This is a genomic window from Synechococcus sp. RC10A2 (assembly GCF_047502605.1).
Genome location: NZ_JANSHP010000121.1, coordinates 13,771 through 29,893 on the forward strand (window position 1 = coordinate 13,771; position 16,123 = coordinate 29,893).

Sequence of the window (16,123 nt, forward strand, 5' to 3'; positions counted from 1 at the left end):
TAACCAACACTTTCACACACTTTTACATAGCTTAACATTTCTCCGAGGCCGGGATCCCTTAGTTGGCCTCCTTCCAGTTGTGGCCAATTTGAATGTCCACCACCAGCGGTATGGAAAGGGGCACTGCCTCTTCCATTTCTCTTTGAATGAGGGGCCGTAAGTCCTGCCATTCGGAGGGCTCTACTTCAAACACCAGCTCGTCGTGAACCTGCAAAAGCAAACGCGAGCGAAAATGCTGCAGCTTTTCCTGCAAGCGAACCATGGCCACTTTGATGATGTCTGAGGCGGATCCCTGGATGGGGGCGTTCACGGCAGCCCGCAGCTCAGCTTGCTTGCGATGGCCCGACAGCTGAGACAAATTGGGGAAATAGCGACGGCGGCCCAAGATGGTTTCCACATAGCCATGTTCTTCCACAAAGGCTTGGGTGGCGCGGAGATAGGCAAAAACGCCGGCATAGCGCTCGTTAAATCGCCGCAAAAATTCCTTCGCCTCCGCTAGAGAGACGCCGGCAGTGCGGGCAAAACGCTGCGCCCCCATGCCGTAGATCACCCCATAGTTAATCGTCTTGGCCAGGCGGCGTTCTTCGCTGGTTACTTCTTGTTTTTCAAAGAGCAAGCGAGCGGTAAGGGTATGCACATCTTCCCCAGAGCGAAAGCACTCGATGAGGGTTGGCTCTTGGCTGAGGTGGGCCAGGATGCGCAGCTCAATTTGCGAGTAGTCAGCCGAGGCCAACAGCCATCCCTCCTGGGGAACGAAGGCCTGGCGAATGCGGCGGCTAAACTCGCTGCGGATGGGGATATTTTGCAAATTGGGGTTGGAGGAGCTGAGCCGGCCAGTGGCAGTAACGGTCTGGTTGAAGCTGGTGTGCACCCTACCCGTATCGCGTCTTACCAGAGCCGGCAGCGCGTCCACATAGGTGGATTTGAGCTTGGCCAGGGTGCGGTACTGGAGAATGGTTTCAATGACTGGGTGATCCCCTTCCAGCTTCTCCAAAACCGAAGCATCGGTGGAGTAGCCGGTGGCTGTCTTGCGAGTTTTTCGGATATCTAGCTTTAGCTTTTCAAAAAGCAGGGATCCCAGTTGTTTGGGAGAGTTGAGGTTAAAAACCTCGCCTGCTTGGGCGTAGGCTTTCTGCTCCAGAGTCTGCAGCTCTTTCTCCAGTTCCTGAGAAAACTGCTTGAGAAACTCAGTGTCGATGCGGATGCCGACCCACTCCATTTCTTCCAAAACGTGAGCCAAGGGCAGCTCCACCTGGATAAAAAGATTCCAGAGGCGTGGGTCAGTTTGCTGTAGCTTTTCGGTGAGGATGGGCACCAAACGATAGGCGCAGTAGGCGTCGGTTCCGCAATATTCTGCCACTTTGGCAATGGGCAGATCGGCAATGGAGTCTGCTTTGCCCAGCAGCTTTTCATAGCTGGTGGTGGGTAAATTTAGATAGGTAGCTGCCAAATCAGCCAAGTTGTGGCTAGCTTCTGGATTGAGCACATAGCTAGCCAACATGGGATCAAATTGGATCCCTTGTAGGCGGATGCCATGAGCGCGAAAAATACTGAGATCATACTTGCAGTTTTGCAGGCTTTTGGGGCGACTGGGATCCTCCCAAATGGGCTGTAGGCTCTGTTTGACTAGGTTCCAGTCCAAGTTGGCTCCCTGGCGGTGGCCAATGGGCAAATAGGCAACATCCCGCTCCGACCAACAGCAGCCAATCCCCACCAGTTGGGCGTCGCGGGGATCTAGACTCGTGGTTTCCGTGTCCCAGGCTACGATCCCGGAGCAAGCCAACAGCTCCTGCCGCAACAGCTCCAACTGCTCAGGGGTATCCACAATGCGTACCGGCGGCAGAGAAGGGGGGGGATGTGCAGCAAAATCAAACCAAAGGGCCTCGTCGTCGGCAGAGCCATTCTTTGAACCTGTCCTGGCTTCAGGGACTTGGGCTGGGATCCCGCCCAAAGTGGCTTGCAGCTTGCGCACTTGAGCAATGAAACTGCGAAACTCTAGTTTCTCCAAAAGCGGCAGCACTTCCGCCGGGTCAAACCCGGTCAGCCTCATGCTCTCCCAGTCGGGCAAAAGGGGGACATCACAGTGAATCCGAGCCAGAAATTGGGAGTGCTGGGCTGCGGTGATCCCTTCCTTGAGGTACTGCTGGACTTTGCCAGGGATCTCCTCCAGATGGTTGAAAATCTCCTCCAAGCTGCCGTAGCGCTGCAAGAGCTCTGCCGCTCGCTTGGGGCCGATCCCCTTGACGCCGGGAATGTTGTCGGAGGGGTCACCACAGAGGGCTTTGTAGTCGACCACCTGCCAAGGCCAGATGCCCAATTTCTCTCTGACCTCTTGGGGGCCAAATTCGCTGACGCGATCTTTGCTGTTGAGGTGCAGAACCCGAATTCTTCCCTCGCGGTCAATCAATTGAAACAGATCCTGGTCGCCGCTTAAGATCTGCACCCGATACTCTTGGGGGGCAAGCCTGCAGAGCGTACCCAGAATATCGTCGGCCTCAAAGCCGGGCACTGCCAAAATCGGAATGCGCAGCGCCGCCAACACCTGCCTGAGGTTTTCCACATCCTCAATAAACTCCGGCGGCGTTTCCGGACGGCCTGCTTTGTAGGTTTCATCGGCCTCGTGGCGAAAGGTGGGCCGCCGGGTATCAAAGGCAACAGCTATGTGGGTGGGGGGGTATTTCTCCAAGACCTCCAGCAGCGATTTCAAAAAGCCAAAGCTGACACTGGTCGGGATCCCGGTGGAGGTGCGCAAGCCCCCCTCGCGGCTATGGGCAAAGGCGTAAAAAGAGCGGTAGGCCAGGGAGTGGCCATCGACCAAAAGGAGCGTCTGAGGGTGGGAAGCCATCGGCCAAGACCAAGAACTGAGTCCAGCCTATCGTTTGCTGCCCCCTAGGGCCGCCAGGGAAACTGGCGAAAGTTGGGAGGACGCTTCTCCAAAAAAGCGCGTCTGCCCTCGGCAGCTTCCTCGGTCATGTAATACAAGAGCGTCGCGTCTCCCGCCAGCTCCTGCAGTCCCATCTGGCCGTCGCAATCGGCGTTGAAAGCGGCCTTAAGGCAGCGGATAGCAAGAGGACTGTGTTGGAGGATCTCCCGCGCCCAGCGGATCCCTTCGGCTTCCAGTTCCTCCACCGGCACCACCGCATTGACCAGGCCCATCTCCAGGGCTTGCGCTGCGGTGTACTGGCGGCAAAGAAACCAGATTTCGCGCGCTTTCTTCTGGCCCACCACCCGCGCTAGGTAGCTGGCCCCAAAGCCGCCGTCAAAGCTGCCCACCCGTGGCCCGGCCTGGCCAAAGATGGCGTTGTCGGCAGCGATGGTCAGGTCGCAGATGAGATGCAAAACATTGCCCCCACCAATGGCGTAGCCGGCCACTAGGGCAATCACCACCTTGGGCAGGGAGCGGATGATGCGCTGGAGATCCAAGACGTTAAGACGGGGAACCCCAGCCTCATCCAGGTAGCCGGCCTCTCCCCGCACGCTCTGATCCCCGCCGGCGCAGAAAGCATACTTTCCATCCGTATGGGGCCCGGCGCCCGTCAAGAGCACGACTCCAATACTGGGATCCTCCCGCGCATCCAGAAAGGCATCAATCATTTCGACGATGGTCTTGGGGCGGAAGGCATTGCGCTTGTGGGGCCGGTTGATGGTGATCTTGGCAATGCCATCCGTCTTCTCGTAGAGGATGTCTTCGTAGAGCTTGGCCGTCTGCCACATGGTGTCCAGAGTCCCAACTGCCCTCCCATTATCCCGCTAGGGGGTGGCCCGGAGGAGGGATCCCAACAGCCCTTCCAGGGTGTACTCCTGAGCCACCACATCTACCCGCCCTAAGACCTTCTTGCAGGTTTCCGCCGTTTTGGGGCCGATGGCAGCAATCTGGACCGGTGGATCCCAGACTTCAGGGCCTAGCCCTGCCTGGCGCAGGAGGTGGGCAAAATGCTGCACCGTTTTGGAGCTGGCAAAGGTGAGAATATCCACCTGGCGGGTCTTTAGGGCTTCCAGGACTTGGGGATCCGCCGCTGCCGGACAGGTCGATTGATAAGCAGCCACCTCCACCACCTCGGCTCCGCGTTGCCGCAGCCCTTGCACCAGCTCCTCCCGTCCTCCGGATTCGACGCGGGGGAAGAGGATGCGCTGCCCCTGCACCGGCTCCGGCCAAATGGGCAGCAGGGCCTCGGCCACAAACTCAGAGGGCATCAGATCCGGGCGGATGCCGTACTGGGCCAGCACCGCCGCCGTTTTGGATCCCACCACCGCCACCTGTAGGGAGTGGAGCGCCCGGCTGTCTCGCCCCTGCTGCTGCAGCCGCTCGAAGAAAGCCTGCACCCCATTGGCCGAAGTCAGCAGCAGCCAGTCGAACTTCTCCAGGTTGGCAATGGCCGCGTCCAAGGGATCCCAACTGCTAGGCGGCTGGATGACCAGGGCAGGCATTTCCAGCACCCGCGCCCCCTGAGCCTGCAGCAGCTCGCGCAGAGCCGGCGACTGCCCCTCAGCACGGGTGACCAGCACCGTCTTGCCTGCCAAAGGAGCCGGTGGCGGCAACGGTGGGATCCCCGGCCCAAACTCCTGCCGCAGCCGCACCACCTCGCCCACCACCAGCAGGCCGGGCAACTTCTCCCCAGCTTCTGGCCCTTCCCCCTGTTGCAGCTCTGCCAGGGTGCCCACCCAAACCTGCTGCTCCGCCTGCCCCGCCCCCCAGATCAAGGCCACGGCTCGCTGCGGTGGGATCCCCGCTGCCATCAACTGGGCCGCAATCTGCTGCCGCTGCCGGGATCCCATCAAAATCACCAGCGTATCCAACTGGGCCAGAGCGCCCCAGGGCAGAGCTTCCAGCTCATGGGCAGTCAGCACGGCAAAGGCGCGGCTCAGGTGTTTATCGGTCAACGGGATCCCAGCCCACAAAGGGCCGGCTAGGGCCGACGACAAGCCCGGCCAGATCTCAAACGGACAGCCTGCCTCCCGCAGGGCCTGCACTTCCTCACGGGCGCGGCCAAAGATCAAGGGATCCCCCGACTTGAGGTGGACCACCTGCTTGCCTTCTCGGCAGCGCTGGATGAGCCAGCGAATGCCCTCCTGCAAACCCGCTTCTCCGGAACGTCGCCACACCTGGGCCTGCGGGGACAACTCCGCCAACAAGCGCTCGTCCACCAGCTCGTCCACCCAGACTGCCTCGGCCCGCCGCAGGATCTCCAACGCCCCTTGCGTCAGGCCCGCCCGCCCGCCCAGCCCCGCGCCCACCAGATACACCTTGCCCATGCCGCACCCCTTATCTTGCCCTCTACCTGTTGATCCTGCCGCAAAAGCGGGATCCCGCTCCCCTCTCCCTCTGGGAGAGGGGCTGGGGGTGAGGGTCCTCAGGGAGAGGGGTTGGGGCCACTTGGGCCAAGCTGAGGCAAAAACCGCCTGCCTGCGAGATACTGAAAGCGTTGCAGCCTGAGGATCCCTGCCCATGTCTGGTGTAACTGCAGAGCTCTGGCCCCGGCGGCGCTTTCTGGCCAGTGGAGCTGCTCTAGTGGCAGCAGCAGCGGGATCCCGTCGCTCCCACTCCCGGCCCCTGCGCCTGGTGACCAACTGGTATGCCCAAGCGGAACACGGCGGCTTCTACCAGGCCCTGGCCCTAGGCATCTACGCCGACTATGGCCTGCAGGTGGAAATCCGCATGGGGGGAACGGCGGTTAACGTGTTGCAACTGCTGGCCGGGGGAGCGGCAGACTTTGTCCTCGGCGGCAGCCCCGAGGCCCTAGCGGCTCTGCAGTCAGGGATCCCCGTGCTCACCGTGGCCGCCTTTTTCCAGAAGGATCCCCAGTGTCTTTTGGCCCATCCGGGGGTGGGCATCGAGCGCCTAGAAGACCTGCGGGGCAAGCCCATCTGGGTCTCTCCAGGGGCCAACCTCACCTACTGGCCTTTCTTGCGGGCCAAGTTTGGCTTTACCGACGAGCAAAAGCGCCCCTACAACTTCAGCCTCACCCCCTTCCTGCTGGACAAATCCTCTGCCCAGCAGGGCTATGTCACCTCCGAGCCCTTCCGCGTGCGCCAGGAGGGCGGCTTTGATCCGGTCGTCTTCCTGCTGGCCGACTACGGCTATTCCCCTTATGCTACCACCCTGGAGACCACCCGCCCCTTTGCCGAACGACACCCTGAGGAGGTGCGAAAATTTGTGGCCGCCTCCATCCAGGGTTGGCAGAGCTACCTGGAGGATCCCCGCCCCGGCAACCGCCTCATCCGCCAGGACAACCCCAACATGAGCGAGGCCCTTCTGGCCTATGCCCACCAAGCCCTGCAAGACTACAACCTCCTCACCGGCGGCGACGCCGCCACCCTGGGGATCGGCGCCATGACCCACCAGCGCTGGCAGACCTATTTTCAGGAAATGGTTGCCCTGGGAATTGTCGAAGCTGGCCTGAATGTCCGCCAGGCCTACAGCCTCGACTTTCTCCCCGGCCCCACCGCCTGAGGGATCCCACCTCCCTCCATCACCGCCAAGCTCTGCAGCCGCGGCGATCCCTGCATCGCCAGCTCATGGCGCCGGTGCATCTGCTCTGTCAGCAGGTAGGCCAGAGGCGGGTAGCCGCTCAGCCGCTGCCGCGGGTGGGGCAGACGGTCGTTGCCAAACGTGCGGCGGTATTCCTCCGAGTCGATAAAGGCATTGACCATGGCTTGAAAGCCCTGGCGCACCAGAATGTTGTGATAGGCCGCCACCTCCTCCCTGCTGGCCGGCGCCCGTCCCAAAAAGTGCTTAAAAGCCTGCTCCACACAGCGGGTGTTGCAGCCGGCACTGAAAAAGAGCTGCCGGTAGAGCCGGGATCCCCCAATTTGGCGAACCAAGCGCTTGATCCCAATTCGGCCCCGCAAGAAGTCCTGCTCGATCTTCTCCAGCTCTCCCGCCTTCTCGTGCTGGTAGGGCTGGCGTTCCAAAAGCTGTTGGTAGGCGGCCCGCAACAGGTTTTGCAACAGTTGCGGATCCCGCTGGCGTAGTTCCATAGCGATAGCTCCCAAGCAACGCGACCGACAAAAAGCGATTAGCCAAAAGATCGACTTAAAGAAACGATGAAGATAGAGTTGCTCGATAACTTTTACAGTCGGCAGTAGCCCGATCCAAAAATTGTCAATGCCAACCTGGAACCCAATCGAGCAAAAGCCCTACTCAAGATTTATCTTGTCGATAAGATGAACTGGGGAAGCTTGCGATAAATATTTACGAGAAGGCCACAGTTTTCTCGGGTTTACGTGATTCTACTTTCCAGCTTTCTGGATGGATAACTTTTCCGTATCTACTCGTAGTTAAAGATTATGACATTTTGATTCTTCCAGCCTGGTCAAAATCCAGAATACGAGTAGAAACTGATTTTCCGCTTGCATTGCTTTTGCGGCAGGGCGTGCCTGTCGGCAGAGGTTTTGTTTGCTTTGAACTTGGGGATCCCGCCTATGGTGAAACAAATCCGGCTAGAGCCCCTATCCCGCGTCTCGGAGGTGGATACCTACAGCAATTTGCTGTCGGCCATTTTGTCGGAGGAGCTGCAGGTTTCGCGGGAATGCAACGGTCGCGGCCTCTGCGCCACCTGTCATGTTTACGTCAAAGAGGGAATGGAAAGCCTCACTCCCATCACCCCCCGCGAGGCCAAGACTCTGGAGACCATTACCAGCGCCCGCAGCAATTCCCGGCTGGCCTGTCAGGCGCGGGTGGTTTCCGATGGCGTGGTGGTGGAGCTGCCGCCGGGGATGTACGTGAACTCGCTGAGGGATATCGAAGTGCTCATCGGTCGGCGGGCCGAACAAGACCTGCTGCACCCACGGACGGGGAAGGTTTTGGTGGAGCAGGGCAAGATCATCACTCGCTCTACTGTTAAGCAGCTAGAAAATGAGGACTTCCGCATCATTGGCAATACGCTGGCCCAAACTCGGGAAGTTTGATGGATTGTCGATATTCAGGGATCCCTTGAGCTCGGCAGGTGTTGTTTTATAAACAATCAAACAAGAGTTGAACAATGTTGGATTCCTCAGATAGCTGACCAAGTTTATCGAATGCTTAGCCATTCATTTTGTTGACTCATTGGCATTGTCTGGCCCAGTTGATCCCTACAAATCCCACCAAATCCTGTTGCTTTGCAATCTAGAATTATCCATTTTTTATCAGGAGAGCGCCATGGCCACCACATCTCGACCGGATCCCCGTCCCGCAGTCACCATGCCGGTGGGCCGCGACAAGCACGCTCACTACAGCTACCGCGATTTCTTCCGCTTTAACCGAGAGCAAGGCACGATTATCGACTGGAATAACACCCAAAACCTGCTGCTTAGCGAAGACTTCATTGTCGGCCTGCAGGCCGGCCTAGAGCGGGAAGTGGGCGATGCCTCTGCGGCGGTGATGTACACCATCGGCAAGGAGTGGGGCGTCCGCGATGCCCAGCACTTTTCCCAGTGGTACGAGCGGGAGTACGGGGTTGGGGTCAAGCAGTCCAACCTTTTGTTTTTGCTGGAGACCTGGTGGTGGCCCTTTACGGCGCAAGGGTGGGGCAAGTGGGAGGTGGAAACCGAATCCAAACAAAAAGGGTTCTTGTTCATCAACCTGTTTGACTCGATGGTGGCCCGCACCCTGGGCGACGTGGGCAAACCGGTTTGTCACCTCTATGCCGGGCTGTTTGCCGGATTTTTCTCTGCCATGACCTCCCGTGAGCTGGCCTGCATCGAGATCCAGTGCTACGCAATGGGCGAAACCTACTGCAAGTTTTTGCTGGGCAGCCAAGAGCGCATCGATGCCGCCAATTTCTGGATGAGCGAAGGGGCCAGCGCCCGCGAGATCGAGCAGCGTTTGCACCAGTTGTGAGGCTTGCTTGTGGCTTTTGAAGGCTCTCTGGGATCCCTCGACACTTTGGAGAAACGCCCATGGTCACCTTCAACTTAGACACCGATCTGGACTTAACCCAGCCGCTGGCGGTCTTTTTGCAGGGGTTGAACTGGGATAACCGACCCCCGGCCAAGGCTCCCTTTGCTCAAGAGCCGCCGCCGCAGTCCCCCATGCTCTTTGCCCAATCGGTGGGACAGTTTTTTGCCGGCTGCAATTGGTCGGGCATCTGCCTGCGCCCAGAGCTGCCGCCAGAGGATCCCTTTACCCTTGAGGATTTTGCCGCTTTGTTTGGCGGAGCTTTGCTTTAGCCCTGCTTGGCCCCAACTTAGGCCTTGCTTCCTCGAGCCGCTCGATCTTTTGACTCGTATCGCGTTTTTTAAGGAGACCTCACCCATGAACGACCTTCGCCCTTGGCCGGAGCGCATTGCCGATCGAGAAGGGGATTACCTGACACCCGACGATCTGCAAGATCTCATCCGCTACGCCCTCTCGTTTCCAGAGCGGCTGGATCTCTACCAAGTCTTGCAACAACAAGAGCGGGCGTGGATCGAGCAGGTTCTGCAACAGCACGGGTACACCGGCGGGGCAGAATCCTCTCTTACCCCCGCTCAGCGCCTCTTGGCCCGGCAACTGGCCTTCTGCCTGCGCTCCCTGGGCTTGAGCCTGTTGCTGGGGGATCCCACCCCTCTGCAGCAGGGGACCCTTGGCGCGATGGAACAGTATTTGGGGCTGCCGCAGGCGCTGGATCAACTAGGTGCAGTGGTGCAGGGATCCCTGTCAGCAGAGCAATGGGAACTGCTTGCCCCCTACTGGCAACTCCTGCGGGCTACTGGGGATCCCTCTTCTGCCCCTTTGCCTAAAGCCAAGGCAGAAGGGGCCTCGGAACCGGCACCTACCCTGATGGAAATGTTCGCGTAAGACCAGCCAACGGAGGCTCCCGATGATGCTGATGAATTCAAGCGTGGCCGAGCTGATGCAGCAAAGCGAGGGTCGCTATCTGCGCCCAGATGAGTTGAAAACCCTACACGCCTACGTGGAAGGGATCCCCAAACGAGTCCGCCTGTATCAAGTCCTGCAGGCCAAGGAGCAGGAGCTGGTGGATTGGGTGATGGAAAAGTTCCAACAGATGATGCCGAATTTGCCCCGCCAACATGGGCACCTGGCCTGGGAGCGCTGCCGCCGCGACCTGATCATGGTGTGGCGCTACTGCTGCCTGGCTATGCTGCTCAATGACGAGGATTACCTGCGGGATAAGTTGCTCTACTGGCTGGAGACGATCCTGAAATCTTTCAAGATGCGCGACCAGTGCCAGCCCGCCTACAAGTTGATGCTCGACTCCCTCAGCGCTGTTTTCGGCCCCGAAGAGAGCGAGTCCATCCGCCCCTACGTGCTCTTGGCCAAGTCGATGCTGGTCAACTAGAGTCCAGAGGACAGCCATGACCACCCTGCAAGAGCTCCTGCAAGACCAGATCCTGCCCGGCCACTGCTTCAGCCCTGCCTACTACATCCGCCCCGACATCCACAGCGGCCTGCTCTACAGCCGGGGAGGATACCGCCTGGCGGCCTTTCCCATGCCCCTCTTGGAAGCCATCTACGCCGGCTTGCGCTACGAAACCGGCCAAGCCACCCGCGTCATCCTCTACAACTGTGGTCGCGAGTGGGGAGAGGCGTTTTTCCGCCGCATTGAAGACGAACTCTCCCGCTACTACCAACAGCCGTTGCAGGAATTGCCGATGGGGATCTTCCTCGATGCCCTCAGCGATCTCTGGGCCACCCACGGCTGGGGCCGCCTGGAGCTGGATTTTTCCGCCGCCGACCGCGGCCTGGTTCAAGCCAAGATCCGCAACTCCGGCTTTGCCCTGGCTGCTCGTGCCAGCCTTAGGCCGGAGGAACTGTCTGCGCGGCGGGAGCCGGCTGGCCATCTGGAGGCGGGCATGCTGGCCGGCCTCTTCTCCTTGCTCTCGGAACGGGATCTAGTCTGTGTGCAGACCACCTGCGAGTCCCTGGGGGCCGACCTCAACCGCTTCCTCATCGGCACCGCCCAGCGCCTGCACAATTGTGAAGAATGGGTGCGCAAAGGCCTCTCCCACGAGGAGATTTGGGATCGGCTGGCCGCCGGTTCCTAGGGAGGGATCCCTGCTGAAGACCCATGTTTCCAGGCTGGCAGAGAAGGAGAGAATTGAATTTTTCTGGGTCTTAAGACTTGTAAAGACAAAGACAAATCTCCCTGCTCAATCTTTCATCTTTTGCAAAGTTTTTTGGGCTCCTCGGCCAGTAGGTCCTCAACTGAGCAGCCGTCGAGATCCCAATTGCTAAGAAAGTTAGCTGTCCTTAGGGATCCCTGCGTAATATATTTTTTCACACGCTCCCCTACAAATTCGCCATCCTAAATATTAGCTATTCCAAGTCTTGAGCAGTTGCGAAGGGGGAGAGGCAATGAATGCTCAGCAACGGAGCCAAATCATCGCTTCGGAGTGGATGATCGACAGCCAAAATCCGGTTCATTCCATTTCCCGGCTGAAGCGGCGGGCAACTTACTCCGACGTTACCCTTTGGTGGCTGGTGGTGCAGCTCAATCTGAGCGAGCACAACTCCATTCATTCTGATCCTCGCTAGGATTGACAGCCCAAGGAGAGTCGGTTAGAAGGGAATTCCAGCCCAAAACATCCTCACTCACGAGTCCAACTCGAAAGTTAAAGCAAGCTAAAAAAACAAAAGAAGAGCTGAAACTTGAGGTAAGCAACTTCTCAAGCAACAGCTCTTCCGTTCAAGGCGAGACCAATAGAGAGAAGCGGGGATCCCGATGCTCCCTAATCTGTCGGGGGCAAAGCCGCCACCTGAGCCGGTTGCACCGGCAGGAGGGGCCGTTGCACAATTTCCGTCGGCAGGGCACTGCGCAACTGAGCAGCTACCGCCACCGTTGTAACGTCGTAGGTTTGGGTAGCCAGCCGCGGGTAGAGGCCAATGCCGAGAATCGGCAACAGCAGACAGAGAGCCACCGCCATTTCTCGCGGGCGCAGATCCCCCAGGTAGTCTTCCAACACCAAGCCGGGATCCTGAGCCCCATAGAACACCTGCCGCAGCATAGAGAGCAAGTAAATGGGCGTCAGAATAATGCCCACTGCCGCCAGCAGAGCAATTCCTGCCTTGAAGGTCGGCGCATAGGCATCGCTGGTGATCAAGCCCAAGAACACCGTCAGCTCGCCCACAAATCCGCTCATTCCGGGTAGCGCCAACGAGGCCAGGGATCCTGCTGTAAACAGGGCAAAGGCCTTCGGCATTTGCTTAGCCAACCCGCCCAACTTGTCGAGGGCAAGGGTGTGGGTGCGCTCGTAGGTGATCCCCGTCAGGAAGAACAAAACCGCAGCGATCAGACCGTGGGAGATCATCTGCAAGAGGGCGCCGTTGAGACCTAGCTCCGTAAAAGCGGCAATGCCGATCAAGACAAAGCCCATATGGGCAATGGAGGAATAGGCCAAGCGCCGCTTGAGGTAGTTTTGCCCCAGGGCGGCCAGGGCTCCGTAGACGATGTTCACTGCCCCCAGCACCGCCAGCACTGGCGCGAAGTACACATGCGCCTCCGACAAGATGCCCACGTTTAGGCGGATCAGGCCGTAGCCCCCCATCTTGAGCAGCACCCCGGCCAGGATCATGGAAATGGGCGCCGAGGCTTCGCTATGAGCATCCGGCAGCCAGGTGTGCAGCGGAAAGACCGGCAGCTTCACCCCAAAGGCAATTAGGAAAGCTGCATACGCCAAGATCTGGAGAGCCAGCGGATAGGACTTGGCCCCCAGCTCTGCCATCTCCAAGCTAAAGCCCTCGCTGCCAAAGGCCATCGCCAGGGATCCCACCAGAATGAAAATAGAGGCGGCAGCGGTGTAGAGGATAAACTTGGTGGCGGCGTACTGGCGCTGTGGCCCACCCCAGATGGCAATCAGGAGATAAACGGGCACCAGCTCGATCTCCCACATCAAGAAAAACAGGAGCAGATCCTGCGCCAAGAACACGCCCACCTGGGCGCCGTACATCAGCAGCAGCAGGAAGAAAAACAAACGCGGCTTGTGGGTGAGATTCCAAGCCGCCACGATCGCCAAAGTCGTAATCAAGCCCGACAGCAGCACCAGCGGGAAGGAGAGGCCATCCACCGCCAGCGACCAGTGGAACCCAATCTGGGGAACCCAGGCGTAGCGCTCCGCCAGTTGCAGCGAAAAATCCCGCAGGTCGTAGCGCTGCCCGAAGACATAGACCATCAGGCCCAAATCCAAAGCCCCCACGGCAAGGGCATACCAACGCGCCCAGCAGCTCTGGGGAAGCAGGGGGATCCCAAAGGCACCCAGCAGTGGCAGCAGCACCAGGGCCGACAGCCAAGGAAACTCAAGAGGACTGCTCATGATTGAGAATAGGTACTTATACTCAACATCTCAATGATATGAAGCTATGTAAACAAATGGAAAGCAACCTTTACAAAAAAATCTGCGCAAGAGCGCAGACCTGGACAAGGTTTCTCTGATGGTAAGCATCAAGGCTTGGCAAGAGGGCGGCAATGGCGGCCCGAGGGCAAGCTGCGCTGCCCCAATGCCTAGCTACTCATCTTCGGCAAAAACAAAGCGGTGCAATTCGTCCAGGGTGGGCTCTGGGCTTTCCAGGGCAAAAAGGACTGCGTCTTCCACTACGGCGCTCACTTTCTCGTGAATGGCCTGGAAGTCCGCCTCAGTCATCAAGTTGTGTTCCAAGGCGTAGCGCTCCAGGCGTTTGATGGGATCCCGCTGCCGCCAAAATTCCTTTTCTTCGGGGCTGCGCAGCTCGTCGGGGTCAGCCAGAGAGTGGCCGCGGAAGCGGTAAGTGAGGCACTCCAGGAGAGTGGGGCCTTCTCCGGCACGGGCGCGGGCGATGGCCTGCTGAGCTGCTTCCCGCACTGCCAGCACGTCCATGCCGTCTACTTGGTAGCCGGGCATGCCAAAGGCGGGGCCCTTGAGGTAGATGTCGGTTACCGAGGTGGCCCGTTTGTGGGCCATGCCAATGGCCCAGAAGTTGTTTTCCACTACGTAGACGATGGGCAACTTCCAGAGGGCGGCCATGTTGAGGCATTCATAGAACTGGCCGTTGTTGCAGGCTCCATCCCCAAAAAAGCAGACGGTCACCTGGTCGGTGCCGCGGTACTTGGCCGAAAACGCTGCTCCCGTCGCCACCGGGATCCCTTCGGCCACAAAGGCATAGCCCCCCAAAAAGTTGTGCTCTGCCGAAAACAGATGCATGGAGCCGCCCCGACCCTTGCTGCAGCCAGTGGCCTTGCCGAAGAGCTCCGCCATCACCGCTCGCGGCGGGATCCCAGCGCTGAGGGCATGCACGTGATCTCGGTAGGTGCTGCAGATGTAGTCGGTGGGCTTGAGCGCCTTGATCACCCCCGTGGACACAGCCTCCTGCCCGTTGTACAGGTGCACAAAGCCGAACATCTTGCCCTTGTAGTACATCTCGGCGCACTTGTCCTCAAACAGGCGGCCCAGCACCATGTCTTCGTAGAGCATTCGAGCCTCTTCGGCGGAGATGCGGGGACTAGCCACGGGAGGGGTAAGTTCCTGAACCATTCTGAAATTCAATTGAGGGTAACCCGTTCTTGCGGCTTTTCAATTATCCCACGCTCAGGAACACCTGCGATCCCGCCAACTGGAGATCGAGGGGGATCCCAGCGGTAGACTGAAAGGTTAAGGCAGGAGGCATTGCCGTTGCAGCAGCCACGTCGAAGTCAAAACTCCGTCCCGCTGAGGCGAAGGCCGCAAGAGCAGGCATCCTGGCAAGGGTCTCGGGTGGCTGGGATCTCTCCCCCGAACCGGAACGGCTGGCCAACATAGCGGGGTGCGCCTATGGGAGCCCGTTGGGTTAGCGGTTTCGTGGCGGTGCTGTTTGCCCTGACGGTTACCCTGCTAGGGGGCTGGTACTTCACGGCAGCCCTTGGGCTGATTATTTTTCTGGCCCAACTGGAGTTCTTTCGTCTGGTGCGGGCCAAGGGCAATGCGCCGGCCATGCGCACCACCATGTTTTCCAGCCAGGTGCTGGTGATTTTGCAGCAGGTCAAGCCCGAGTGGACCAGCCCTGCTTTTATCGTGGCGGGATCCATCATCTGTTTTTATTTGCTCTTTAAGCCCAAGGTGGCCACCATTGCCGATATTGCCACCTCGATTTTGGGGTTGTTCTACTGTGCGTTGCTGCCCAGCTTCTGGATTCGGGTCAGGGCTTTGTCTTTTGCGCAAGGGCTGGGCAAAGGCCTGTGGATTACGCTGTTGGCCATTGGCTGCGTGATCGCTGCCGATGTAGCGGCCTACCTGTGTGGTCGGGCCTTTGGGCGCACCAAGCTCTCCATCCTCAGCCCGAAAAAGACGGTGGAAGGGGCGGTAGCCGGGATCGCAGCCAGCATGGCCCTGGCTATGCTGGGAGCCCACTACCTAAACTGGCCCTGGAGCTGGCTGAGCGGCAGCGTGCTGGGGTTTTTGATTGGGTTAACCAGCCTGCTGGGGGATCTCACCGAGTCCCTCATGAAACGGGATGCGGGAGTAAAAGACTCCGGGGATCTCATTCCCGGCCACGGCGGCATTTTGGATCGGGGCGATAGCTACGTCTTTACCGGGCCGCTGGTGTTTTACTTTATGGAATGTCTGGAATGGCTCAACGCTTACTCTGGGCTCTAGAGCCATCTCGTAAGCCTGCCAAAACCCAAGAACGCACACCAGTTACAAGTGGAGGAGTCCTCAATTCAAAATGGCTTGGCACTGGGGAGCCTCTAAAGACTCGTCCGGCAAAATGAGGTATCCTGGAGGCGCAGTCACAGGCACGAACCCCTCCAAGTTCAACTCGGTTTCGTCGTAAACCACCAGTTGGCTGATACTGAAAGTGTGATGTTTGTCTACCTCTACCTCGAGAATGCGGGCTTTTCGCTGGATAATCTGGGGGGTTTCTACTTCTAGTTCAGAAGGGGCCAGAGGGCGATCTAGGCCAAACACGAACTCTCCACTTCGACCGACGAGAATTGCCTCCAGGCTACCGGCCTTTCCTGCACCTACAAAGCAAAAAGAGTAGTCAGAGTGCGGGGTAAAATACAGGCCTATCAGGGGTAGTGAAGGCGGCCAGGATTGTTCATCCGGATGAAGGCGAGCACTGAAGCAAGCTTCATAACCTGCCAGAGAGCCTGGTTCAAAAGGCTCCCCACGACAAAGTAGGATGTCTCTCTCTGATCTGATACATTTACGCTGAACACTGCTGAACATCACTGTTCAACTATGCAGCGAT

Annotated in this window: 17 protein-coding genes; 9 read left to right on the forward strand and 8 right to left on the reverse strand. The window is 58.7% G+C overall.

Features of this window, described 5'->3' with window-relative positions:
* Positions 1-58: 58 nt before the first annotated feature.
* The 3 genes from polA to cobA are packed head-to-tail and all read right to left on the reverse strand — an operon-like array spanning position 59 to position 5,253.
* A complete protein-coding gene (polA, locus tag NW848_RS16410; RefSeq protein WP_414508942.1) occupies positions 59-2,845 on the reverse strand; it encodes a DNA polymerase I in 2,787 nt (928 codons plus the stop codon).
* Positions 2,846-2,889: 44 nt separating this feature from the next.
* Positions 2,890-3,714 (reverse strand): 1,4-dihydroxy-2-naphthoyl-CoA synthase, encoded by an 825-nt coding sequence (gene menB, locus NW848_RS16415; protein WP_414395320.1) that lies wholly within the window; start codon positions 3,712-3,714, stop codon positions 2,890-2,892.
* Between the two features lie 36 nt (positions 3,715-3,750).
* A complete protein-coding gene (cobA, locus tag NW848_RS16420; RefSeq protein ID WP_414508941.1) occupies positions 3,751-5,253 on the reverse strand; it encodes a uroporphyrinogen-III C-methyltransferase in 1,503 nt (500 codons plus the stop codon).
* A 193-nt stretch (positions 5,254-5,446) separates the two neighbouring features.
* Here cobA and NW848_RS16425 point away from each other — a divergent pair, with 193 nt between their 5' ends.
* Positions 5,447-6,451 (forward strand): ABC transporter substrate-binding protein, encoded by a 1,005-nt coding sequence (locus NW848_RS16425; RefSeq protein WP_011429432.1) that lies wholly within the window; start codon positions 5,447-5,449, stop codon positions 6,449-6,451.
* On the opposite strand, the gene NW848_RS16430 is transcribed toward NW848_RS16425, so the two are convergent.
* Entirely contained in the window at positions 6,415-6,978 is a 564-nt protein-coding gene (locus tag NW848_RS16430) for a phycobilisome rod-core linker polypeptide (RefSeq protein ID WP_414402679.1), read from the reverse strand. The genes NW848_RS16425 and NW848_RS16430 overlap by 37 nt on opposite strands.
* A gap of 444 nt (positions 6,979-7,422) precedes the next feature.
* Between NW848_RS16430 and NW848_RS16435 the strand changes: the two genes are divergently transcribed.
* The 7 genes from NW848_RS16435 (at position 7,423) to NW848_RS16465 (ending at position 11,458) form a co-directional block, all read left to right on the forward strand.
* Positions 7,423-7,908, forward strand: a complete 486-nt coding sequence (locus tag NW848_RS16435; RefSeq protein WP_414331883.1) for a 2Fe-2S iron-sulfur cluster-binding protein — start codon at positions 7,423-7,425, stop codon at positions 7,906-7,908.
* 232 nt (positions 7,909-8,140) lie between these two features.
* On the forward strand, positions 8,141-8,821 hold the full coding sequence (locus NW848_RS16440) for a V4R domain-containing protein (protein WP_414403055.1): 681 nt from the start codon (positions 8,141-8,143) through the stop codon (positions 8,819-8,821).
* 59 nt (positions 8,822-8,880) lie between these two features.
* Entirely contained in the window at positions 8,881-9,150 is a 270-nt protein-coding gene (locus NW848_RS16445; protein ID WP_414405083.1) for a hypothetical protein, read from the forward strand.
* A gap of 85 nt (positions 9,151-9,235) precedes the next feature.
* Positions 9,236-9,760, forward strand: coding sequence for a hypothetical protein (locus NW848_RS16450; protein ID WP_168173316.1), 525 nt, complete (start codon positions 9,236-9,238; stop codon positions 9,758-9,760).
* 22 nt (positions 9,761-9,782) lie between these two features.
* Positions 9,783-10,262 (forward strand): phycobilisome protein, encoded by a 480-nt coding sequence (locus tag NW848_RS16455; RefSeq protein WP_099812443.1) that lies wholly within the window; start codon positions 9,783-9,785, stop codon positions 10,260-10,262.
* Positions 10,263-10,278: 16 nt separating this feature from the next.
* Positions 10,279-10,968, forward strand: a complete 690-nt coding sequence (locus NW848_RS16460; protein ID WP_011429426.1) for a V4R domain-containing protein — start codon at positions 10,279-10,281, stop codon at positions 10,966-10,968.
* 310 nt (positions 10,969-11,278) lie between these two features.
* Positions 11,279-11,458: a hypothetical protein gene (locus NW848_RS16465; RefSeq protein ID WP_011429425.1), complete on the forward strand. Its 180-nt coding sequence runs from the start codon at positions 11,279-11,281 to the stop codon at positions 11,456-11,458.
* A gap of 194 nt (positions 11,459-11,652) precedes the next feature.
* On the opposite strand, the gene NW848_RS16470 is transcribed toward NW848_RS16465, so the two are convergent.
* The 3 genes from NW848_RS16470 to NW848_RS16480 all read right to left on the reverse strand — a co-directional run bounded on the left by NW848_RS16470 (position 11,653) and on the right by NW848_RS16480 (position 14,629).
* Complete coding sequence (locus tag NW848_RS16470) at positions 11,653-13,233, reverse strand: NAD(P)H-quinone oxidoreductase subunit 4 (protein WP_414508940.1); 1,581 nt, start codon at positions 13,231-13,233, stop codon at positions 11,653-11,655.
* Between the two features lie 192 nt (positions 13,234-13,425).
* Complete coding sequence (pdhA, locus tag NW848_RS16475) at positions 13,426-14,427, reverse strand: pyruvate dehydrogenase (acetyl-transferring) E1 component subunit alpha (RefSeq protein WP_414508939.1); 1,002 nt, start codon at positions 14,425-14,427, stop codon at positions 13,426-13,428.
* 43 nt (positions 14,428-14,470) lie between these two features.
* Positions 14,471-14,629 (reverse strand): hypothetical protein, encoded by a 159-nt coding sequence (locus NW848_RS16480; protein WP_414395332.1) that lies wholly within the window; start codon positions 14,627-14,629, stop codon positions 14,471-14,473.
* A 74-nt stretch (positions 14,630-14,703) separates the two neighbouring features.
* Between NW848_RS16480 and NW848_RS16485 the strand changes: the two genes are divergently transcribed.
* Positions 14,704-15,525 carry a phosphatidate cytidylyltransferase gene (locus NW848_RS16485; protein WP_414508938.1) on the forward strand — a complete coding sequence of 274 codons (822 nt, stop codon included), beginning with the start codon at positions 14,704-14,706 and terminating at the stop codon, positions 15,523-15,525.
* Positions 15,526-15,585: 60 nt separating this feature from the next.
* Here the strand turns inward: NW848_RS16485 and NW848_RS16490 are convergent, their stop codons facing one another.
* Positions 15,586-15,837: a hypothetical protein gene (locus NW848_RS16490; protein ID WP_414508937.1), complete on the reverse strand. Its 252-nt coding sequence runs from the start codon at positions 15,835-15,837 to the stop codon at positions 15,586-15,588.
* Between the last annotated feature and the right edge of the window lie 286 nt (positions 15,838-16,123).